Annotated in this window: 21 protein-coding genes; 9 read left to right on the top strand and 12 right to left on the bottom strand. The window is 74.7% G+C overall.

What is annotated here, in order from left to right:
* Positions 1-42: 42 nt before the first annotated feature.
* Together ACYX4T_RS02525 and ACYX4T_RS02520 are read right to left on the bottom strand one after the other, a co-directional pair.
* Positions 43-891 carry an SDR family oxidoreductase gene (locus ACYX4T_RS02525; RefSeq protein WP_476013008.1) on the bottom strand — a complete coding sequence of 283 codons (849 nt, stop codon included), beginning with the start codon at positions 889-891 and terminating at the stop codon, positions 43-45.
* Positions 892-948: 57 nt separating this feature from the next.
* Positions 949-1,461 (bottom strand): hypothetical protein, encoded by a 513-nt coding sequence (locus tag ACYX4T_RS02520; RefSeq protein ID WP_476013007.1) that lies wholly within the window; start codon positions 1,459-1,461, stop codon positions 949-951.
* Positions 1,462-1,688: 227 nt separating this feature from the next.
* On the opposite strand from ACYX4T_RS02520, the gene ACYX4T_RS02515 reads away from it, so the two are divergent.
* The 5 genes from ACYX4T_RS02515 to ACYX4T_RS02495 all read left to right on the top strand — a co-directional run bounded on the left by ACYX4T_RS02515 (position 1,689) and on the right by ACYX4T_RS02495 (position 7,604).
* A complete protein-coding gene (locus ACYX4T_RS02515) occupies positions 1,689-3,617 on the top strand; it encodes a molybdopterin oxidoreductase family protein (protein ID WP_476013006.1) in 1,929 nt (642 codons plus the stop codon).
* A 3-nt stretch (positions 3,618-3,620) separates the two neighbouring features.
* On the top strand, positions 3,621-5,537 hold the full coding sequence (locus tag ACYX4T_RS02510) for an NAD(P)H-dependent oxidoreductase subunit E (RefSeq protein ID WP_476013005.1): 1,917 nt from the start codon (positions 3,621-3,623) through the stop codon (positions 5,535-5,537).
* Entirely contained in the window at positions 5,534-6,748 is a 1,215-nt protein-coding gene (locus ACYX4T_RS02505; RefSeq protein WP_476013004.1) for a 2Fe-2S iron-sulfur cluster-binding protein, read from the top strand. Before ACYX4T_RS02510 ends, ACYX4T_RS02505 begins: the two co-directional genes overlap by 4 nt.
* A gap of 128 nt (positions 6,749-6,876) precedes the next feature.
* The gene (locus ACYX4T_RS02500; protein WP_476013003.1) at positions 6,877-7,116 is read left to right on the top strand and encodes a hypothetical protein; all 240 of its coding nucleotides are present in this window, start codon (positions 6,877-6,879) and stop codon (positions 7,114-7,116) included.
* A complete protein-coding gene (locus ACYX4T_RS02495; RefSeq protein WP_476013002.1) occupies positions 7,113-7,604 on the top strand; it encodes a hypothetical protein in 492 nt (163 codons plus the stop codon). Before ACYX4T_RS02500 ends, ACYX4T_RS02495 begins: the two co-directional genes overlap by 4 nt.
* A gap of 18 nt (positions 7,605-7,622) precedes the next feature.
* Here ACYX4T_RS02495 and ACYX4T_RS02490 read toward each other — a convergent pair whose 3' ends face one another.
* Both ACYX4T_RS02490 and ACYX4T_RS02485 read right to left on the bottom strand, forming a co-directional pair.
* Positions 7,623-8,270, bottom strand: a complete 648-nt coding sequence (locus ACYX4T_RS02490; RefSeq protein ID WP_476013001.1) for a hypothetical protein — start codon at positions 8,268-8,270, stop codon at positions 7,623-7,625.
* Between the two features lie 75 nt (positions 8,271-8,345).
* Entirely contained in the window at positions 8,346-9,314 is a 969-nt protein-coding gene (locus tag ACYX4T_RS02485) for a ferritin-like domain-containing protein (RefSeq protein ID WP_476013000.1), read from the bottom strand.
* A 218-nt stretch (positions 9,315-9,532) separates the two neighbouring features.
* Between ACYX4T_RS02485 and ACYX4T_RS02480 the strand changes: the two genes are divergently transcribed.
* The gene (locus tag ACYX4T_RS02480) at positions 9,533-10,252 is read left to right on the top strand and encodes a DUF4383 domain-containing protein (RefSeq protein WP_476012999.1); all 720 of its coding nucleotides are present in this window, start codon (positions 9,533-9,535) and stop codon (positions 10,250-10,252) included.
* A gap of 54 nt (positions 10,253-10,306) precedes the next feature.
* On the opposite strand, the gene ACYX4T_RS02475 is transcribed toward ACYX4T_RS02480, so the two are convergent.
* On the bottom strand, positions 10,307-11,152 hold the full coding sequence (locus ACYX4T_RS02475) for a HemK2/MTQ2 family protein methyltransferase (RefSeq protein ID WP_476012998.1): 846 nt from the start codon (positions 11,150-11,152) through the stop codon (positions 10,307-10,309).
* A gap of 247 nt (positions 11,153-11,399) precedes the next feature.
* Between ACYX4T_RS02475 and ACYX4T_RS02470 the strand changes: the two genes are divergently transcribed.
* The gene (locus ACYX4T_RS02470) at positions 11,400-12,404 is read left to right on the top strand and encodes an iron-containing redox enzyme family protein (RefSeq protein ID WP_476012997.1); all 1,005 of its coding nucleotides are present in this window, start codon (positions 11,400-11,402) and stop codon (positions 12,402-12,404) included.
* Between the two features lie 37 nt (positions 12,405-12,441).
* On the opposite strand, the gene ACYX4T_RS02465 is transcribed toward ACYX4T_RS02470, so the two are convergent.
* The 6 genes from ACYX4T_RS02465 to ACYX4T_RS02440 are packed head-to-tail and all read right to left on the bottom strand — an operon-like array spanning position 12,442 to position 16,758.
* Positions 12,442-12,654 carry a CDGSH iron-sulfur domain-containing protein gene (locus tag ACYX4T_RS02465; protein WP_476012996.1) on the bottom strand — a complete coding sequence of 71 codons (213 nt, stop codon included), beginning with the start codon at positions 12,652-12,654 and terminating at the stop codon, positions 12,442-12,444.
* 8 nt (positions 12,655-12,662) lie between these two features.
* Positions 12,663-13,358 (bottom strand): alpha/beta fold hydrolase, encoded by a 696-nt coding sequence (locus ACYX4T_RS02460; RefSeq protein WP_476012995.1) that lies wholly within the window; start codon positions 13,356-13,358, stop codon positions 12,663-12,665.
* A complete protein-coding gene (locus tag ACYX4T_RS02455) occupies positions 13,355-14,383 on the bottom strand; it encodes a LacI family DNA-binding transcriptional regulator (RefSeq protein WP_476012994.1) in 1,029 nt (342 codons plus the stop codon). The genes ACYX4T_RS02460 and ACYX4T_RS02455 overlap by 4 nt, the downstream gene beginning before the upstream one ends.
* Positions 14,384-14,393: 10 nt before the next feature.
* Positions 14,394-15,608 carry a galactokinase gene (galK, locus tag ACYX4T_RS02450; RefSeq protein WP_476012993.1) on the bottom strand — a complete coding sequence of 405 codons (1,215 nt, stop codon included), beginning with the start codon at positions 15,606-15,608 and terminating at the stop codon, positions 14,394-14,396.
* Positions 15,605-16,591, bottom strand: a complete 987-nt coding sequence (galT, locus tag ACYX4T_RS02445; protein WP_476012992.1) for a galactose-1-phosphate uridylyltransferase — start codon at positions 16,589-16,591, stop codon at positions 15,605-15,607. The genes galK and galT overlap by 4 nt, the downstream gene beginning before the upstream one ends.
* A complete protein-coding gene (locus tag ACYX4T_RS02440) occupies positions 16,588-16,758 on the bottom strand; it encodes a hypothetical protein (protein ID WP_476012991.1) in 171 nt (56 codons plus the stop codon). The genes galT and ACYX4T_RS02440 overlap by 4 nt, the downstream gene beginning before the upstream one ends.
* 91 nt (positions 16,759-16,849) lie before the next feature.
* Between ACYX4T_RS02440 and ACYX4T_RS02435 the strand changes: the two genes are divergently transcribed.
* The gene (locus ACYX4T_RS02435) at positions 16,850-18,511 is read left to right on the top strand and encodes a sodium:solute symporter family protein (RefSeq protein WP_476012990.1); all 1,662 of its coding nucleotides are present in this window, start codon (positions 16,850-16,852) and stop codon (positions 18,509-18,511) included.
* A gap of 10 nt (positions 18,512-18,521) precedes the next feature.
* Positions 18,522-18,809, top strand: coding sequence for a hypothetical protein (locus ACYX4T_RS02430; protein ID WP_476012989.1), 288 nt, complete (start codon positions 18,522-18,524; stop codon positions 18,807-18,809).
* A gap of 9 nt (positions 18,810-18,818) precedes the next feature.
* On the opposite strand, the gene ACYX4T_RS02425 is transcribed toward ACYX4T_RS02430, so the two are convergent.
* Entirely contained in the window at positions 18,819-20,198 is a 1,380-nt protein-coding gene (locus ACYX4T_RS02425; RefSeq protein ID WP_476012988.1) for an HNH endonuclease signature motif containing protein, read from the bottom strand.
* Positions 20,199-20,230 lie beyond the last annotated feature (32 nt).

The raw sequence follows: 20,230 nt of genomic DNA, 5'->3' as shown, positions 1-20,230 counted from the left end.
GCCGGAGCACGTCCTTCTGCTCACCTGCCGTGAGGCACCGGGTCAGCCGGGGTGCGTCTCGCCGCCGGCCGGGGCCAGGACCTCGCCGCTGTAGTACGACGAGAGCCGGTTCGCCGCGAAGAACACGTACGACGGCGCGATCTCGTCGGGGGACGCCGGGCGCCCGATCGGGGCCTGCGCGCCGAACGAGTCGACCTTGTCCTCGGGCATCGTCGCCGGGATCAGCGGCGTCCACACCGGCCCGGGGGCGACGCAGTTGACGCGGATGCCACGCGGGAGCAGCTGCTGGGACAGCGACATCGTCAGCGCGTGCACCGCGCCCTTGGCCGCGGAGTAGTCGAGCAGCGCCTTGTTGCCGCGCAGGCCGTTGACCGAGCCGGTATTGATGATCGCCGAGCCCTCCCCCAGGTGCGGCAGCGCGTCCTTCGTGATCCAGAAGAAGCTGGACACGTTGGTCGCGAACGTGCGCTCCCACTGCTCGTCGGAGAGCTCCTCGGGCCCGTCGACCGGCGTCTGCACCGCGGCGTTGTTGACCACGACGTCCAGGCCGCCGAGCTCCTCGACCGCCCGCCCGACCATGCGGGCGCAGTGGTCGCGGTCGGCGATGTCGCCGGGCAGGCGCACGCACCGGCGGCCCTTGGCCTCGACCACGGACTGGGTGTGCGTCGCGTCGTCCCCCTCGGAGAGGTAGCTGATCGCGACGTCGGCGCCCTCCTCGGCGAACGCGACCGCGACGGCGCGCCCGATGCCGGAGTCACCGCCGGTGATCAGCGCCTTCTTCCCGGCCAGGAGGTCGCGCCCGACGTAGTCGCGCATCTCGTCGTTCGGCTCGGGGTCCATCGCCCCGGTGCTGCCGGGGTGGGTCTGTTCCTGCGGGGGAGGCTGCGTCATGCGCGCGGGACTTGACGGCCGTGCCCGGGCACGAAACGTGCCCGGGCACGGCACCCGTCAGCGCAGGGCGGCGATCTTGTCGAGGACGGTCTTGCGGTTCTTGGTCCGCCGCTCGTAGGCGTCGACCTTGCCCAGGTCGCCCGCGGAGAGCCCGTCGAGCTTCGCGACGACCTCGGTCGCGTTGAGGTCGTCGTAGCCCGCGATCGGCAGGTCGTCCTCCACCGACACCGCCCCCTTGGCCTCGCCCTCGGCCTGGGCGACGCCCGGGACGCGACGGGCCTGGTCGGCGGCCGCGCCGGCCGCGCCCCCGATCCCGGAGCCGAGGCGCTGGAGGAGCGCCGGGAAGGTCTCCGCGAGCTCCCGGGTGAACTGCGCCTGGGCGCGGGCGAACGCCTGCACCCACTCGGCGGTCCGGTTGCCGGCCGCCTCCTCGGCCTCGGCCACGTTCTCGAGCAGCTCCTTGTACGCGCGCAGCGACTCCTCGCCGCCCTGCCGTGCGCGGCTCACGATCTGCTCGTTCAGGCTCCGGACCTGCTCGACCACCTGCTCGACCCGCGGGTTGCCCGCCATCGCTCCTCCTCGGTGTGTGCCTTCACCTGTCACTCGGTGCACATCGAGCGCTCGTTTCCCGGCCGGTGCACACCCCCAAACAGGGGAACGACCTCTCCTCCCGGGCAGGGATGGCCGCGGGCCGGACGACGGGTGTTCCGGTGATCGGGATCAGCCGTGTGACGCGCCTCGCAACGCGACCTACGATGGTGACGACGGCGACACCCGTTGTGTTGGGAGTACCGAGGATGCGCAAGCCACGCCACGTGCGTCTCACCGAGCCCCTCGTCCGGGAGAACGGCGAGCTCCGGCCGGCGAGCTGGGACGAGGCGCTCACCCGCGCCGCGGCCGGCCTGCGCGGCGTGCCCGCCGACGCGTTCGGGATGTTCAGCTGCTCGAAGGCGACGAACGAGATGAACTACACCGCGGAGAAGTTCACGCGGGTGGTGATGGGCAGCAACAACGTCGACAGCTGCAACCGCACTTGACACGCTCCCAGTGTCGTCGGTCTGACGACGGTGTTCGGTGCCGGCGGCGGCACCTCCGCCTACGTGGAGGCGGAGCACGCCGACCTGCTGGTGCTGTGGGGCTCCAACGCCCGTGAGACGCACCCGATCTTCTTCCACCACGTGCTGCAGGGCCTGCGCAACGGCGCCCGCCTGTTCTCGGTGGACCCGCGCCACACCTCGACCGCGCACTGGGCGGACTCGTGGCTCGGGCTCGACGTGGGCACGGACATCGCGCTCGCCAACGCGATCGGGCGCGAGATCATCCACGCGGGCCTGGTGAACCGCGCGTTCGTCGACCGGGCGACCACCGGGTTCGACGACTACGCGGCGACGGTCGAGCCCTACACCCTCGAGCGCGCCGAGGAGATCACCGGCGTGCCCGCGGCCTCGATCCGCGAGCTGGCGCACGCCTACGCCCGGGCCGACCGCGCCCAGATCTGCTGGACGCTCGGCATCACCGAGCACCACAACGCCGCCGACTACGTGTTCGCGCTGATCAACCTCGCGCTGCTCACCGGGCACGTCGGGCGCTACGGGTCGGGCCTGGTGCCGCTGCGCGGGCAGAACAACGTGCAGGGCGGCGGTGACATGGGGGCGATCCCGGCCAAGCTGCCCGGCGGGTACGACGTCGGCGACGAGGACGCCCGCGCCCGCTACGCCGCGGTCTGGGGCACCGACGACTACCCCCGCGAGCCGGGGATGCACCTGTCGCAGATGTTCGAGGCGATGGAGCGCGGCGAGCTGCGCGCGCTCTACTGCATCGGCGAGAACCCGGCGGAGTCCGAGGCCAACGCGGCGCACGCGCGCCACCTGCTGTCGAGCCTCGACTGCCTGATCGTGCAGGACATCTTCCGCACCGCCACCGCCGAGCTCGCCGACGTCGTCTTCCCGGCGACGGCCGACTGGTGCGAGTACGAGGGCACGGTCACCAACTCCGAGCGACGCGTGCAGCGCGTCCGCAAGGCGATCGAGCCGCCGGGGCAGGCGCGCCCGGACACCCACATCATCTCGGCGCTGGCCACCGCGCTGGGGCACGACTGGGGCGAGCCGACCGCCGAGGAGGTGTGGGACGAGCTGCGCTCGGTGTCGCTGAACTGGCACGCCGGCATGAGCTACGCCCGCCTCGACGCCCTCGGCGGGCTCCAGTGGCCCTGTCCGTCGGAGGACCACCCGGGCACGCCGCTCATGCACGCCCGGCTGTGGGCCGACGACCCCGCCGACCGCGGCCGCCCGGCGCCGTTCACGCCGGTCGAGCACGTGGCGCCCGTCGACGCCCTCGACGACGAGTTCCCCATCCGCCTGACCACGGTGCGGGTGCTCGACGCCTACAACTCCGGCGTGCAGACCGGGGGCTACTCGTCGCCGCTGCGCCGCCGGGAGTCGCTGCGCATCGACGCCGACGACGCGGCCCGCCTCGGGATCGCCGACGGCGACCGGGTCCGCGTGGTCTCGCGGCGCGGCGCCGTCGAGGCGCCGGTCGCCGTCGACCCGTCGCTGCGTCCGGGGCTCGCGTCCTTCACCCCGCACTTCACCGAGGAGGTGGACGTCAACGTGCTGACCAACGACGCCTGGGACCCGAAGTCGGGCACCTCGGAGTTCAAGGCCACGGCCGTCCGCGTGGAGAAGCTGCCCGTCCAGGCGCCGCCGATGCCGGTGGCAGGAAGCTGACGCATGGATCTGCACCTCTCGAAGGCCGAGCCCACCACCGTCGAGCGCGACACGATCGACGCGGCCTTCGGCGCCCTCACGGATCCCACCAGCCGTGAGGACCGGCCCACCCGCTCGCACCACGCCGGACACGATGCCCGCGCCCGGCGGCACCTGCTCCTGCCGGTGCTGCACGCGGTGCACGACGCCGTCGGCTGGATCTCCGAGGGCGCGCTCAACCACGTGGCGCGCACGCTCTCGGTGCCCCCGGCGGAGATCTACGGGGTCGCGACGTTCTACGCGATGTTCGCCGTCGAGCCCCGGGCGCCGCGGGTGGTGCACGTCTGCGACGACGTCGCCTGCGGCCCCTACGGCGGCGAGGAGATCGCGACGGCGCTGACCGACGCGCTGGGCCCCGAGGGTGAGGGGGAACAGGCCTGCTGGGTGCGCAGCCCCTGCCTGGGCCTGTGCGAGCGCGCGCCCGCGGTGCTCCACCAGCGCACCGCGGAGCCCGACCTCTCCCAGGCCCCCGCGCGCCCCGACGAGGTGCTGGCCGCGGCCCGCACCGCCGAGCCCGGGGTCGCCGACGACGCCGACGCCGCGTTCGCCGACACCCGCGTCAGCGCCCCGCAGAGCGGCCCGCGCGGCACCCTGCCCGGGGGCGGGCCGCTGCGCCTGCTGCGCAGGATCGGCGTCGTCGACCCCGAGAGCCTCGACGACTACCGCGCCCACGGCGGCTACGCCGCCCTGCGCCGGGCGGTCGACCTCGGGCCGACGCGGGTGATCACCGAGCTCGAGGACTCCTCGCTGACCGGGCGCGGCGGCGCCGCGTTCCCCACCGGCGTGAAGTGGAAGGGCGTCGCCGGGGCGCCGGAGCGTCCGCACTACCTCGTCTGCAACGCCGACGAGTCCGAGCCGGGCACGTTCAAGGACCGCGTGCTCATGGAGGGCGACCCGTTCGCCCTGGTCGAGGCCATGACGATCGCCGGCTACGTCACGGGCGCGCGCACCGGCTACCTCTACATCCGCGGCGAGTACCCCCTGGCCACGCGCCGGCTCGAGAACGCGATCGCCGCCGCCCGGGCCCGCGGCTTCCTCGGCGACGACGTCATGGGTGAGGGTTTCGGCTTCGACATCGAGCTGCGCCGCGGCGCCGGGGCCTACATCTGCGGCGAGGAGACCGCGCTGCTCGAGTCGATCGAGGGCTTCCGCGGCGAGCCGCGCAACAAGCCGCCGTTCCCGAGCGTCGTCGGCCTGTTCGGCAAGCCCACCGCGATCAACAACGTCGAGACGCTCTACAACGTGCTCGGCGTGCTCGACCGGGGCGGCCAGGCGTTCGCCGAGATCGGCGGGGGGCGCTCGACGGGGACGAAGCTCTTCTGCGTCTCCGGGGCGGTCGGAACGCCCGGGGTCTACGAGGTCGAGTTCGGCGCGACGCTGCGCGAGCTGCTCGACCTCGCCGGTGGCGCGCGCGGCGAGCTGCGCACGGTGCTGCTCGGCGGCGCGGCCGGCGGGTTCGTCATGCCCGAGGACCTCGACGTCGCGCTGACCCTCGAGGGCGCGCGCGACATCGGGGCGACGCTCGGGTCGGGCGTGGTCCTCGTGTTCGACTCCCACGCCGACCTCACCGGCACGCTGCGGCGGATCGCGGCGTTCTTCCGCGACGAGTCGTGCGGCCAGTGCGTGCCGTGCCGCGTCGGCACCGTCCGCCAGGAGGAGGCGCTCGCCCGGCTCGAGCGCGACACCCCGATCGGCTCGCGCGAGACCGAGATCGCCCTGCTCGACGACCTCGCGCGGGTCATGCGCGACGCCTCGATCTGCGGGCTCGGCCAGACCGCGCCCGCCGCGGTCACCTCGGCCCTGCAGCTCGGGCTGCTCGACCCGCCAGACAGGGAGCACTCCGACAGGGGTTCCCGCAACGGGAAGGTCCCCTCGGCATGACCGACACCCAGCACACGACCACCCCCGGCGACCCCGTGTCCGGCAAGGGCCCGGCCGGCTCCGGCGGCGGCTCGGCGGGCCCGCCCGACGGCCAGCGGATCGACGGCGAGACCGAGGCCTCGGGCGGCGCGGCCGTCACCACCACCGCCGAGACCGGGCCGCCCCCGGGTGAGCGCACCGACGGCGACACCCACGCGCCGTCGGCGGTGGGCCCGACGGTGGTCGACCCGGTCGCCCCGGCCCGCGGTCCCGAGGAACGCCTGAGCAGCGGCCCGGTGATGCTCGGGACGATCAAGCGGCGGGTCACTCTCAGCCTCGACGGCCGCGAGGTCCGCGTGCCCGAGGGGTCGACGATCCTCGACGCGCTGCACGACGAAGGCACCCCGGAGCAGGCCGACACCCCGACGCTGTGCTGGGCGCCGAACATGGACCCGATCAACGCGTGCCGGGTGTGCGTGGTCGAGGTGGAGGGCTCCCGCACGCTCGTACCGTCGTGCGCGCGGACGTGCGAGGACGGCATGGCGGTGCGCACCGACACCGAGAAGGTGCGCCACAGCCGCCGCATGGTGCTCGAGCTGCTGTCGTCGTCGGTGGACATGGACCGGGCGAGTGCGGACGTCCAGCGCTGGATCGGCGACTACGGCGTCGACCCCACCCGCTACGGCCCGCCCGCCCCGCCCAACGCCGCGGGCGAGCGCGACCGGCGGCACGCGGGGCACCACCACACGCCCGACGGGTCGTCGGCGGAGACCGTGCACCAGCCCGTCAAGGTCGACAACGACCTGTACGTGCGCGACTACTCGCGGTGCATCATGTGCTACAAGTGCGTCAACGCCTGCGGCAGCGACGCGCAGTTCACGTTCGCGATCGCCGCGGCCGGGCGCGGGTTCGACGCCCGCATCGCCACCGAGTTCGACGCCCCGCTGCCCGAGTCGGCGTGCGTCTACTGCGGCAACTGCATCGGCGTCTGCCCCACCGGCGCGCTGGTGTCCCGCCGCGAGCACGAGCTGCGCGAGGCCGGCGAGTGGCACCCCGAGTCCGAGACGGTGACGACGACCATCTGCTCGTTCTGCGGGGTCGGCTGCAACCTCGAGCTGCACGTCCAGCAGAACGAGATCGTCAACGTCACGAGCCCCGCCGACCACTCCGTGACCCACGGGCACCTGTGCATCAAGGGGCGGTTCGGCTTCCAGCACGTCCAGAACTTCTGAGCCGACCAGGGTCACCACCGACCGCGAACGGCCGAACACGCAGGGCCATGAGGTGCCAACGCCGTGGCGGACCTTCTCGCGGGGGTACGGGGCTGGTGGGCTGTGCGCAACCGAAGGAGGAGTCGGCCGTGGCGGTGCCGGAGAACAGGTCGAAGAGCAGGGAACGGGACCGGACCGACGAGGTGGTGGACGGCCTCCACCAGCTCGTCGCGGCCGGGCGGATCGACGACGTCGAGGCGGTGCTGACCACGCTCATCGAGAGCGAGCCCGCCGAGGAGCCGTCGGTCGAGGACCGGGAGACGCGCTCCTACGCCGAGGGCATGCGCGACGGCCTCGCGCTGGCCCGGCGGGCGCAGGAGCAGGGGTGACCGCCGCCGCCGCGTACGACCCGGTGGCCGACGGCCGTCCGGCTCCGGCGCGTCCCGCGTCGGTGCCGGACGCGAACCCCACGGCGTCGGCCGCATCGGGTGCTTCCGCGTCGTCGCCCGAGACGCCGTCCGCGGGCGACCGGCTCCGCGCCCTGGCCGTCACCGCGATCGACCGGCTGGCCGGGGTGGCCGCCGCGAAGGTCGAGGAGTACGCCGACAGGCTCGGTGACCTCGCCGCCGACGCCGCCCGGGGCCAGCTCCCCGGCGGGGTGGGCGGCAACGCGCTGATCAAGGGAGCGCTGGCGAAGCTGCAGGGCCAGAACCCGGTGGTCGCCGCGATCAAGGGCGCGGTCGGGGCGATGAGCACGACGACGAAGGTGGTCGTCGCGCTGCTGCTGATCCTCACCGCGGTGCTCGCGCCGGTCGCGCTGCTGGTGCTGGCGCTGGTGCTGCTCGTCGCGGCGATCGTCGGGGCGGTCAGGAACTGAGCGGTCGGCGCCCGTGGGTCACGTGCCCTCGGTCGCCCCCGTGGACGCGGTCACCTGGGCCGGCTCGCCGGTCGGTTCGGGCGGGGCGCCCTGGGCGCCTCCCCCGCCGTCGGTGATCTCCCCGGCCTGGTCCTGGGCGTGCTGCGCGGGGCGCGAGGGCGGGCGCAGGCCCTCGTAGATCGCGGGCTGGATGTCCCAGGTGTTCCAGTACGAGGCCCCGGGCAGGTCGGTGTACGACACCGTGACCTGGAAGTCCTCGCCCTCGAGGCCGTTCTTGCGCAGGAACGTCATCTGGTCGTCGAGGTCGTCCCAGAAGCAGGTGATCCGGGCACCCGGGGAGAGCGACGTCAGGCCGATGGAGAACAGCGGCAGCCCGGAGACGACGACGCCGTCGGAGCTCTCGATCGGGCGGGAGAACTCGAAGCTGATCGACTTGGCCGGGCCCTGGCCGACGTTCTCCACCGCGAGGCTGAGCGCGCGCGTCCCGTGGTCGAACTCGTCGTGGACCGCGACCACCGGCCGCCCGGCGGCGAGGAACTCCTGGCGGACCTCCCGCACCGACTCCCGCGCCGCCCGCAGCTGGAAGTAGATGACGACGATGAAGGCCGCGTAGAGCAGCGGTGACAGGACCTGCGCGATCCCTTGGACGATCTCCAGCGCCGACACGACGGCCTCCTGTCGAGACGTCACCGCGGGCCGGCCGGGACGACCCGGACGGCCCGCGGTGGGTGAGCGCTCCGCTCAGCGGATACCGACGACCTCCTGGGCCAGCGCGGCGTGACGCGTCTGGGCCGCGGAGACGATGCCGCTGCGGTTCTTGTTCGCCTCTTCGTAGACGATGACCTTGTTCAGGCTCTCGACGTCGTCGAGCTGCTTGATCTCGGCCACGGCGTCGCTGACGCCGAGCTGGTCGTAGTTGCGGATCGGCAGCTCGCTCGCGTGCAGGGCGCCGAGGCGGGCGCGGGCCTCGTGGAGGACCTGCGCGGCGTCGGTCGCGCCCTCGCGACGGCTGACGCGCTCGGCACGGTCCAGCGCGGCGTCGCGGCCGGTGGTCAGCACCTCGCGGGTGTCCTCGCCGAGCCGGACGGCACGCCCGGCGGTGTCCGTGACGACCGCGCGGACCTGGTCGCCGCCCTGCTGGAGGCGGGCGGCCCAGCGGCTGACCTGCTCGCGGGCGAAGTTGACCGGCAGGCGCACCGCGCGGGTGGCGCCGCCGACGACCATCTGCACCGGCGTCGGCCGCAGCGCCGGCGGGCCGCCGAGCGCGTGCTCCGCGAGCACGGTGGTCAGCCACTCGATGGTGGCCGAGTGCGCCTCCTCGAGGCGGTCGGCGAGCTGGCGGACGCCGGTGTCCTTGGCGGTCTCGGCGAGGGCCCGCAGGTAGACGGCGCGATCACGCAGCTGGTGCTCGAGCGTCAGGTCGCCGAGCAGGGCCTCGTCGACCGGGCCGGCCTGCTCGACGGTGCCCTTGACGACGGCGCCGACGCGACCCACCAGCGGCGAGACGATGTCGGCGACACCGCCGAGGCGCTGCAGCTCGCGGGTGATCTCGGCGCTGCGTCGCTCGGCGTTCTGGGCGTTCTGCGTCAGCTCGCGCCGGACGGCCTCGGTCCGTGCCTGGGCCACGCGGATGCGCGCGACCTGGACCTCGGTCTGGGTCAACTGCAGCATCGAGCGCAGCTGGGCGATGATGTCGGCCTGGTGGCTCACACTTCTCCTCGATCAGATTCGGTGTCGGTGCGTGTGCTCGTCCGACCTCGCGGCCGGTCGCCCATCGGCTACCACGTCATCGCGGCGCGTATTCGTCCGCGCCCGGTGTGACACCGGTCGCGGGCCGGTGAGCGGGCACGACGGCCGGGTCCGGGGTCCCGCCGGTTCGGCGGCGCGGCGGGTTCCCCGGGCGGGGTCGGGTGGGCATCCCCGCGGGCATGACGCACCCGACCAACCGTCACGGGGAACCGCCCAACCCCGACGCCGAGGGCACGCCCGGTCAGCACGACCAGCAGGGTCGGGGCTCGGGCCCGTACGCCCCGCCGAGCCGTGACGAGCAGGGCAACCCGCTGCCGTCGGTGCCCCACGAGGGTCTGCTGGGCCGGATCGGCACCGCCCTCGTCGCGGGCGAGGTCGTCGTGCTCGCCGTCGTGGGCGTCGCCGGGCTCGTCACGAGCTGGGGTGCCTCGTTCACCGAGCAGGTGCCGAACACGGTCCTCGCCCTGCGCCTCAACCCCGCCCACAGCCTGCTGCTGCTGATGACGGCGGTGCTGGGCGCGGTGTGCCTGCGCAGGCGCACGTGGCTGCGCGCGTTCGCCGGGCTCCAGGCCGTGGTCTACCTGCTGCTGTTCGTCTTCGGGTCGGCGTTCAGCGTCAACACGGCGGGCTCGACGTTCCTCGCCCTCAACACCGCCGACCACGTGCTGCACGGGGTGCTCGCGATCCTCGGGTTCATCGTGGTGATGATCTCGAGTGCGCGGATCGTCGAGCCGCCGCCCGGTTCCCTGCCCTACCCCGGCGTGCTGTCCGAGGGCGAGGACCCGCCGCAGGGCCCGACGCCGGAGCAGCCGGAGCCGAGCCGCGACTCGCCGGTCAACCGGGGCCGGACCGAGCCGCATCCCGACGACCGGGCGGACCGGGGCGCGGACCGGTCCTGACCGGCAACACACGAGCGGGCGTCGGCCACCGTGGTGGGGCCGCTCCTCCCGCGGTCAGGCCGCCGGGCGCACGGCGCGCACCACGACGAGCTCCTCGGTGTGCTGGTCCGCCGTCGCCAGCCCGCGCTCGCGCAGCAGCGCGCTGCGCGCGGTGAGCACCGGGCCGTAGGGGTGCTCGTGGCGGGCGACCACCTCGGCGGACAGACCGCGCGCCTCCAGGCGGGCCACTGTCAGGGCGGGGTCGTTGAACGCCGAGTGCACGACCAACAGGCGCCCGCCCCCGGTGAGCACCCCGGGCGCCTCGTCACAGACCCGGTCGAGGACGGCGCGACCGTCGCGCCCGCCGTCGAAGGCCCGCGCCCAACCGTGGGTCGGGAGGTCGTCGGTGGCGGCCGGCACGTAGGGCGGGTTGGAGACGACGACGTCGAACCGCTCCCCCGCCACCGGAGCCGTCAGGTCGCCGCGCCGCGTCCGCACCCGGCGCCCGTGCCGGGCCGCGTTGACGCGGGTCGAGAGCAGCGCGCGGCGCGAGAGGTCGACGGCGGTGACGTCGGTGCCCGGGACCCCCGCGGCGACCACCGAGAGCGCGCCGGCACCGGCGCCGAGCTCGAGGACGCGGCACGGGCGGGCGGCGCCGCATCCGTGGTCGGTGAGCTCGTCGCGCAGGACGTCGGCGAGCAGCCACGTGTCGCGCTGCACCGGGTAGACGCCGGGCACGCGGAACACGCGGTGGTGGGGGCGGATCCCGGTCGCGGGTACCGGGGGGACTCCGGCCCCGGACGTCCCGGACGTCCCGGACGTCTCGGACCTCCCGGACGTCTCGGACGTCCCGGACGTCCCGGACGTCTCGGCGGGGATGGCGTCGCGGGTGCGGCGCGGCTCGGGTGCGACGGTCGTCATCGGCTCCTCGGCTCGGCTCGGTGGTGACGAGTCGGGTCGCGGTCGCCGGCTGGGCTCGGTCTCGACCTCGGCGTCGACCCGCGGCAGGCGTTACCCGGTCTCCCCCGTTGCTCCATCCCCCGCAGCGCCGTTGATCGGCGTCGCGGATGTCACGTGCGGGACGACGCTCCGGCGGCGACCCGATCGGGTACCACGACGTGCGCCCGGAGCCGGCGTTCGCCGTGCCGACCTCGCGAAGGAGCGATCCGTGCCCGTCCTGCCCCGCGCCCGCGGTCCGGTCTCGAGCGACGTGCTCGACGTGCTCGCCGGCCGTCGCCCCGCCGCCGACCTGCCGCGCCGGCCCGAGGTCCACCAGCTGGACCCCGTCGGCGAGGACCTCCAGCTCGCGCTCTACTGCCTCTACGAGGTGCACTACCGCTCGTTCGACGGGGTCGCCGACGACCTGGAGTGGGACCCGGACCTCCTGCGCCTGCGCGCCGACCTCGAGGCGCCGTTCCTCGACGCGGTGCGGGCGCGGGTCGCGGGTGGCGACGACGTCGACGCCGCGATCGACGGGCTGCTCGTCGAGCCCACCGAGGGCACCGGGCCGTCGTGGCACCTCGCGCGCGACGGCGAGCGCTGGCAGCTCGACGAGTACGTCGCGCACCGGTCGATCTACCACCTCAAGGAGGCCGACCCGCAGGCCTGGGTGATCCCGCGGCTCGACGGCGTCGAGGGCCGGGCGAAGGCGTCGCTGATGACCGTCGAGCACGACGAGTTCGGTGCCGGGCGCGCCGAGCGGGTGCACGCCCGGATCTACGCCGCGATGATGGCGGGCCTCGGGCTGGACACCGCGTACGGCGCCTACCTCGACGTGGCGCCCGCCCCGACGCTCGCGACCGTCAACATCATGAGCCTGTTCGGCCTGCACCGGCGCTGGCGCGGGGCGTCGGTGGGGCAGTTCGCGCTCATCGAGATCACCTCGCCGCCCGGGGCGGCACGGCTCGTGTCCGCGATCGAGCGGCTGGGGCTGCCGGGCGAGGTCACCGACTTCTACGCCGAGCACGTCGAGGCCGACGCGGTGCACGAGCAGCTGGTGCGCCGCGAGCTCGTCGCCGGCCTCCTCGAGCGGGAGCCGGAGCTCGCCGCCGACGTCGTCCTCGGGATCCAGGCCTCGACGCTGCTCGAGGACGACCTCGCCGACCACCTCGTGCGGTCCTGGTCGGCCGGCACGTCGTCGCTGCGGGCGCCGGCGCTGCCGGCCGCCGCCTGATCAGCCGGCCGACCAACCCGCCTGATCAGCGGCCTGGTCAGCCCGTCTGCTCCCGGTCGGGCCGCACCTTGCGCCGGTGGCTCGTGTCGCAGAACGGGTAGCGCTTGGTCCGCCGGCACGCGCACAGCGCGACGACCGGGCGCTCGCTGGTCACCATGGTGCCGTCGGGCAGCTCCAGCTCGACCGGCCCCTCGACCAGGAACGGCCCGCCCTCGGTCATCGTCACCCGCGTCGGGCGCTGTGCTGCCATGGCGGCGACTACCCCGCGAAGCGCGCCCGGCACACGCCCGCGAGCTCGCCGGGGCGCGTGAGCGGCACCATGTGCGCCCCGTCGCGGGTCGTCACCGCCGTGATCCCCGGGCGGACCGCCGCCAGGGCGTCGATCCACGACGCGGGCGCGAGGTGGTCGTGCGGGCCGCGGACGACCACGACCGGCACCGCGGAGTCCCGCAGCGCCGCGCGCAGGTCGTGACCCCGGGCGGCGCGCAGGGCGCGGCCGAAGCCGGAGAGCCGGGTGGTGAGGTAGTCGCGCACCATGCCCGGCACGCGCCGCGGGTCCTCGCGGACCGCGGTGCGCAGCCAGCGGGCGGCCAGGCCCGTGCGTGGCGTGAAGCGGGGATCCGGGGGCGGGCCGACGAGCACCAGCCCGCGCACCGCCGCGGGGTGGCGCCGGGCGACCTCGGCGACCACCTGGCAGCTCGCGGAGTGCCCGAGCAGCACGACCGGCCCGTCGGCGAGCTCGCTCAGGCGCTGGGCGAGGCGGTCGGCGGACGCGGGCGGGTCGAGCGGTGTCGCGCGGTCGGCGCGCAGCCCGAACGCCGGCAGCGCGACGACGGCCGTGGGCAGGGTGCGCTCGAGGCGGGCGGCGACGCCCCGCCAGCCGCGCGTGGTCAGCCCGAGGCCGGGGATGGCGACCGCCGAGGGCGGGCCCGACGCCGGCAGGAGGTCGCTCATGCCGACCGGCGCACCACGAGCGTGGCGGGCAGGAGGCGCTGCGGGGTGTCCTGCTCCGTGTCCTGGTCGCTGTCCTGGTCGCTCGCCTCGCGCCGGGCGCGCACCACGCCGTCGAGGACCTCGACCAGCGTGCGCCCGAGCTCGTACTTGTCGGTGTGCACGGTGGTCAGGGGCGGGTCGAGGTCGGCGGCGAGGGTCAGGTCGTCGTAGCCGACCACCGCACAGTCGTCCGGCACCCGGCGGCCCCGCTCGCGCAGCGCGCGGATGGCGCCGACGGCCATGAGGTCGTTGAACGCGAAGAGCGCGGTGACGTCGGGATGCTCGCGGAGCAGCTCGGCGGCCGCCGCGGCGCCACCGGTGATCGTCGGCGGGCCGGTGACGACCGGTGCGCCCGGCGCGGCGGCGGCGGTGAACGCGTGGCGGCGCACGTGGTCGACGCCGACGGCGCCGTCGAGCATCCCGAGGCGGCGGTGCCCCCGAGCGTGCAGGTGCTCGACGGCGAGCCGGGTGCCGGTGGCGAAGTCCGACGACACCGCGGCGACCGTCGGGGCCGGCGCCCGGCGGTCGGCGACGACCAGCGGCACGCGCCGGTGCAGGCCCACCAGCTCCTCGTCGCCGAGCGCCTCGAAGAACCCGATGACGCCCTCGGCGCCCCGCTCGAGGATCTCCCGCGCCGCCGCCGCCTCGCGCCCGGCGTGCGCGTCGGTGTTGTGCACGACGACCGAGAAGCCCCCGGCCGCGGCGGCGTCGAACACCCCGCGGGCGACGGCCGGGAAGAAGGGGTTGGCGATGTCGGAGAGGATCAGCCCGACCGTGCCGGCGCGCTGCGTGCGCATGCCGCGGGCGAACATGCTGGGCCGGTAGTCCAGCTCCTCGATCGTCGCCAGCACCCGCCGCCGGGTGGCCGCGCTGATCTCGCCCTTGCCGTTCATCGCCCGCGACACGGTCTGGCGCGAGACGCCCGCGGCCCGGGCGACGTCGTCGATCGTCACCCGCACCGACGGTGCCGCGTGACCGGTCTCCATCGTGTCGACCCTAGTGCCGCCGGGCCGGCGTCCAGGGCTCGCGACGCGCCCCGCCGGCCGGGTGCACCTCGCGGACCACGGGCTCGGGGTGACCGTCGTCGGCCGCGCGGCGGCCCACCGCCTCGACGATCCCCTCGGCCGCGGACGCCGGGGCCAGCACGAGGACGCTCCCGCCGAACCCGCCCCCGACCAGCCGCGCCCCCAGCGCGCCGTGCTCCAGGGCCGCCTCGACGACCGCGTCGAGCGCCGGGACCGAGACCCCGAAGTCGTCGCGCAGCGAGGCGTGCGACGCGGTCAGCTCGGGGCCGACCTCGGCGGGCCGGCCCGCGCGCAGGAGCTCGACGACCCGGTGGACCCGCGCCTGCTCGGTGACGACGTGGCGGGTGCGTCTGCGCAGGTCGCCGTCCAGCTGGTCGAGCATCGTCGGCGTCGCGTCCCGCAGGGCCGGCACGCCGAGCGCCGCGGCGGCGGCGACGCACGCCGCGCGGCGGTCGGCGTAGCCGCCGTCGGCGAGGTCGTGGCGCACGCGGGTGTCGACGACGAGCGTCACCAGCCCGACCTCGTCGAGCCCCAGCGCCACGTCCTGCCCCTCGAGCGTGCGGCAGTCGAGCAGCAGCGCCGCACCGTCGCGGCAGAGCAGCGAGGCGGCCTGGTCCATGATCCCGACCGGGGCGCCGACGACGTCGTTCTCCGCGCGGCGCCCGGCACGGGCGAGGGTCGGGCGGTCGAGGTCGGCGCCGGTGAGCTCGGCGACCGCGAGCGCCACCGCGCACTCCAGCGCCGCCGACGACGAGAGCCCCGACCCGAGCGGGACGTCGCCGGCGACGACGAGGTCCCAGCCGTCCTCGCCCGGTAGCCCCGCCTCGCGCAGTGCCCAGAGCGTCCCGAGCGCGTACGCGGACCACCCCCGCGCTCGGGGCAGCGCGTCCAGCGTCGTCGTCACCGGCTCGTCGGGCGCCTGCGCGGAGCGGACCGTGACGGTGTCGTCGGACCGGCGGGCCGCGGCGACCCGGCAGTGGCGGTCGATGGCGAAGGGCAGCACGTGCCCCTCGTTGTGGTCGGTGTGCTCGCCGATGAGGTTCACCCGCCCGGGCGCGGCGAACACGCCCTCCGGCTCGCGCCCAACGGCCTCCCGGAACGCCACGGCGACCTCCGCGACGTCCGGGGTGGTCAGCCTGGGGTCCACGCCGTCGCTGGACGCCAGGAGATCCCCCCGCTCGTTCACGCCGGCACCTCCACCCGTGCACAGGCCTCGCGGAGGCGCTCGGCGGCCACCTCCGGCGCGACGTCGGTGAGGAACGCGCCGCCGAAGGTCTCCGAGCCCGCGAGGTACTTCAGCTTGCCCCCGCCCCGGTGTGGTGGGCAGATCTCGAGGTGCAGGTGGGCGACGTCGCGGTCGCTCCCGTCGGTGGGCGCGGCGTGAAGGCCGAGCAGGTACGAGGTCTCGGCGCCGAAGAAGGCGTCGTAGCCGGCCAGGACCCGGGCCAGCACGCCGGCGAGGTCGGCGCGGGCTTCGCCCGGGAGCTCGGGCAGCGACGGCACGTGCTCGCGGGTCCAGATGTCGACCTCGTACGGGAAGCGCGCCCACGGCGGCACCCCGGCGACGACGTGCTCCCCGGCGACGACCTCGCGGGGCCCGCCCGCCTCGGCCGCGACGACGTCGCAGAACACGCAGCGCCCGGTGCGGTCGTGGTGGCGGCGCCCGGCGGCGAGCTCGCGCGCCGGGCGCGGCGGGACGTCGGGGTAGGCGTAGATCTGGCCGTGCGGGTGGTGCAGCGTGACGCCCACCGCCTCGCCCTTGTTCTCGAACGGGAGCACGTAGCGCACGCCGGGGTCGGCGCCGAGGCCCGCGACGCGGCGCGCCCAGGTCTCGAGGAGCAGCCGCACGCGCGCGGTCCCGACGTCGGCGAGCGTGGCGTCGTGGTCGTCGGTGAACACGACGACCTCGCAGTGCCCGTAGGCCGGCTCGACGGGCACGAGGTCGGTGCCGGCGATGTCCGGCGCGGGCGGGCGGGTCGAGAGCGACGGGAAGCGGTTGTCGAAGACCGCGACGTCGAAGTGGTCGCGGGGGATCTCGGTGGGCTCGTGACCGGGACGCGTCGGGCACAGGGGGCAGGCCGCGGCCGACGGCTTGTAGGTCCGGTCCTGGCGGTGGGTCGCGAACGTGACCCACTCGTCGTGGGTCGGGTCGTACCGGCGCTCGCTCACGTCCCCTCCTCCCCCTCGGCCGTCCCCTCGGCCGTCCCCTCCGACCACGAGAAGAACCGGATCGTGCGGCCGTCGGGCAGCTGCTCGACCTCCTCGAGGACGTCCTGACCGACCGCGGCAGCTCCTGCGGTGCCTCCTGCGGTGCCTCCTGCGCCGTGCCCGTCCAACACCCCTCCCCTTGACGCGGAACCAACACCGGGATCAGTCTCGTGAACCATCACGTTAACGTTCACGGCCCGGAAGTGACAGGGAGACGCGATGCTGCGGCTCGACTTGGGATGGCTGGACTACACCCTGCTGGCGGTCTACTTCGTGGTCGTCCTGGGCATCGGCGTCGTCGCCCGGCGCGCGGTGGGCACCAGCGCCGACTTCCTGCTCGCCGGACGCTCGCTGCCGGCGTGGGTGACCGGCCTGGCGTTCGTCGCCGCGAACCTCGGCGCCACCGAGATCATCGGGATGGCGGCCAACGGCGCGCAGTACGGCGTCGCGACCGTGCACTACTACTGGATCGGCGCCATCCCCGCGATGGTGTTCCTCGGCATCGTGATGATGCCCTTCTACTACCGCAGCAAGGTCCGCTCGGTGCCGGAGTTCCTGCGGCTGCGCTACAACAACGAGACCCACGTGCTCAACGCCGTGGTGTTCGCGGTGGCGAGCGTGCTCATCGCCGGCGTCAACCTCTACGCGCTCGCGATCGTGCTCCAGGCCCTGCTCGGGTGGCCGCTGTGGGCCGGCATCCTCGCCTCTGCCGCGGTGGTCCTGGTCTACATCGGCGCCGGCGGCCTGGGATCGGCGATCTACGGCGAGGTCCTGCAGTTCTTCATCATCCTCGCCGGCCTGGTGCCGCTCGCGATCGTCGCGGTGCGCTCGGTGGGCGGGTTCGGTGAGCTCGGGCGCCGCGTCGAGGCGTCCGCCCTCGGCCCGGAGGGCCTGCACGCGTGGCAAGGCACGGGCGCCGGGGACGTCACCAACCCCATCGGCGCGAGCTGGATCGGCATCGTGCTCGGGCTCGGCTTCGTCCTCTCCTTCGGCTACTGGACGACGAACTTCGCCGAGATCCAGCGCGCCCTCTCGGCCAAGGACCGGTCGGCGTCCCAGCGCACGCCACTCATCGCCGCGTTCCCGAAGATCCTGATCCCGGCCGTCACGATCATCCCGGGTCTGGTCGCGCTCGTCGCCATCCCGAACTTCGGCAACGACGAGACCGGTGGGCTCGAGTACAACGACGCCATCCCCGCGCTCATGGGCCAGTTGCTGCCGCAGGGCATCCTCGGCGTCGCCGTCACCGGCCTGTTCGCGTCGTTCATGGCGGGTGTGGCGGCGAACGTCAGCTCGCTCAACACCGTCGTCACCTACGACCTCGTGCAGCCCTACCTCGCGCGGGTCCGCTCGGACGCGTACTACCTGACGATGGGCCGGGCGGTCACCGCGGGCGGGGTGCTCATCGCCGTCGGCGCCGCGTTCCTCGCGGCCGGCTTCAACAACATCATGACCTACCTGCAGTCGCTGTTCGGCATCTTCAACGCGCCGATCTTCGCGACGTTCATCCTCGGCATGTTCTGGAAGCGGACCACCGGCTGGGGCGGGTTCTGGGGCCTGCTCTCGGGCGTGGTCGCGGGCACCGCGGTGTTCGTGCTGTCGAAGGCCGGCCTGCTGACCTTCGGTTCGGACATCGAGGTGACCTTCTACCAGGCGGGGGCGGCGTTCCTCGTCGACGCCGTGGTCACCGTGCTGGTCTCGCTGTTCGGCCGCGCCCCGGCACGGTCGCAGCTCGCCGGGATCGTCTACGGGGTCGCGGGCGCCGACGGCGTCGTGCCAACCATCCGCCAGCCGCGCGAGGCCGTGTGGTGGCGCCGGCCGGTGCTGCTCGGCGGCATCGCCCTCGCCCTGACCGTCGTCCTCAACATCCTGTTCGCCTGAGGAGTCCGTCGTGACCAGTGAGAACACCCCCGCCGTCACGAGCCGGATGGCCCGGCTGTTCGACGTGCGGTACGTCATCGGAGGGCTGCTCGGCCTCTACGGCGTGGTGCTGGTGATCGTCGGGCTCACCGACGGCCCGGCCGAGCGCGCGCAGGCGGCCGGGTTCGCGGTGAACCTGTGGACCGGGATCGTGCTGCTCGTCGTGGCCGCCGCCTTCCTGCTCTGGGCCTCGCTGCGCCCGCTGGGGATCGAGGTCGACGAGGACGCCGACGACCTCGCAGCTCCCCCGCGGAGCTGAGTACCGGACTCAGAGGGGAACGCGGGGTCGCCCGCCGGGTCGGGGCTGCTGGTCGGGGTCGATCCAGGGTGGCGGGGTGAACCAGGGCAGCCCGTCGACGATGGCGACCTGCCAGTGGCCGTGGTGGATGAGCCGGTGGTGATAGCAGCACGCCAGCACCAGGTTGGCCAGGCAGGTCGGCCCACCGTCGGCCCAGTGGTGCAGGTGGTGGGCCTGGCAGCGGCGGGGTCGGCGGTCGCAGCCGGGGAAGGCGCAGCCGCCGTCGCGCAGGTTGAGCGCCCGGCGGATCGCCTCGGGCACGGTGCGGGTGGCGCGGCCGACGTCGAGGGGCTCGGAGCGCGACCCGAGCACCACGGGCACGACCTCGACGTCGCAGGCCCAGCGGCGCGCGGTGGCGGCGGCGACCCGGTGTCCGGAGTCGAGGGTGGCGTGGCCGGTGGCCGCCTGCAGCCACCGGTGGTCCATCGTGATCGTCAGCAGCGCCCGGCCGGGCCGCTCGACCCGCGGCGGCCGCTCGACCCGCCCCGCCCGCTCGGGTGCCGGGCGCGGCGCGGAGATCAGGGCATCCTCGGCGTCCTGGGTGTCCTGGTCGGCGGTGTCGTCGACCGGGTCGGGCTGGCCGGTGTCGGGCTGGCCGGTGTCGGGCTGGCCGGTGTCGGCGGTGAGGCCGCCGGGGCGGCGGGCGTCCTGGACGAGGTCCTTGAGCCCGTCGGCGCGGCGGCGCCCGATCTCGCGGCGGTCCTCGGGCCCGCACGGCTGGGCCAGGGCGTCGATGACCTCGCAGAACGCCTCGGCGTCGACCGGATCGTGCAACCGGCCCTTGTACTCCAACGCGCCGTCGCGGCGCCGCCGCACCCACACCAGCTCGTCGCGGCAGTCCTCCCCGTCGCCCGGGGCGACCCCGTCCGGGTCCAGCCGCGCCAGCAACGCCTCGGCGGCCTTGGCCAGCGCGCGCGGCGCCAACCACGTGGCCTGGGCGGCCAGCATCGCCTCGGCCTGCGCCCACTGCTCGACGCTCACCGTGTCCACCCGGTCCAGCCGGGCCATCGTGCGGCGGATCACCGCCAGGTGCCCCGCCCCGATCTGCCCCGCCGCGGCCACGGCCGCGGTGGCCGGCAGCCGCGGCGCCAACGACTCCCCCAGCAACGAGCACCGCGCCACGAGGTCGGCAGCCTCCTCGCACCACCGCTTCGCGTCGTGGGCGTCGACGCGCCACAGCTCCGCCACCAGCCGCGCCGTACCCCGATCCCCGGTGCGCTCGGCGACCCCGCCCGCCTCGAGCGCGGCGATGTCCTCGAGCAACCGGAACTGCTCGACGCGCAACGCCACCATCCGCGCCCGGGCACGGTCGAGCAGCCCCTGCCCGCCCACACCCACCGGTTCGCTCATGTGTTCGAACCTAGAACACACCCCCGACACCG

The sequence above is a fragment of the Actinomycetospora sp. ABD4_176 genome, assembly GCF_056311855.1.
The sequence above is the reverse complement of the archived record's forward strand: the minus strand, read 5'-3'. Positions and strand labels throughout refer to the sequence as shown.

Coding starts and splice junctions, on each gene's coding strand:
- ACYX4T_RS02460 (WP_476012995.1), bottom strand. CDS start 13,358: ATGAGCGACCTCCTGCCGGCGTCGGGCCCGCCCTCGGCGGTCGCCATC.
- ACYX4T_RS02455 (WP_476012994.1), bottom strand. CDS start 14,383: ATGGAGACCGGTCACGCGGCACCGTCGGTGCGGGTGACGATCGACGAC.
- ACYX4T_RS02435 (WP_476012990.1), top strand. CDS start 16,850: ATGCTGCGGCTCGACTTGGGATGGCTGGACTACACCCTGCTGGCGGTC.
- ACYX4T_RS02465 (WP_476012996.1), bottom strand. CDS start 12,654: ATGGCAGCACAGCGCCCGACGCGGGTGACGATGACCGAGGGCGGGCCG.
- ACYX4T_RS02520 (WP_476013007.1), bottom strand. CDS start 1,461: ATGGCGGGCAACCCGCGGGTCGAGCAGGTGGTCGAGCAGGTCCGGAGC.
- ACYX4T_RS02425 (WP_476012988.1), bottom strand. CDS start 20,198: ATGAGCGAACCGGTGGGTGTGGGCGGGCAGGGGCTGCTCGACCGTGCC.
- ACYX4T_RS02505 (WP_476013004.1), top strand. CDS start 5,534: ATGACCGACACCCAGCACACGACCACCCCCGGCGACCCCGTGTCCGGC.
- ACYX4T_RS02525 (WP_476013008.1), bottom strand. CDS start 891: ATGACGCAGCCTCCCCCGCAGGAACAGACCCACCCCGGCAGCACCGGG.
- ACYX4T_RS02475 (WP_476012998.1), bottom strand. CDS start 11,152: ATGACGACCGTCGCACCCGAGCCGCGCCGCACCCGCGACGCCATCCCC.
- ACYX4T_RS02480 (WP_476012999.1), top strand. CDS start 9,533: ATGACGCACCCGACCAACCGTCACGGGGAACCGCCCAACCCCGACGCC.
- ACYX4T_RS02510 (WP_476013005.1), top strand. CDS start 3,621: ATGGATCTGCACCTCTCGAAGGCCGAGCCCACCACCGTCGAGCGCGAC.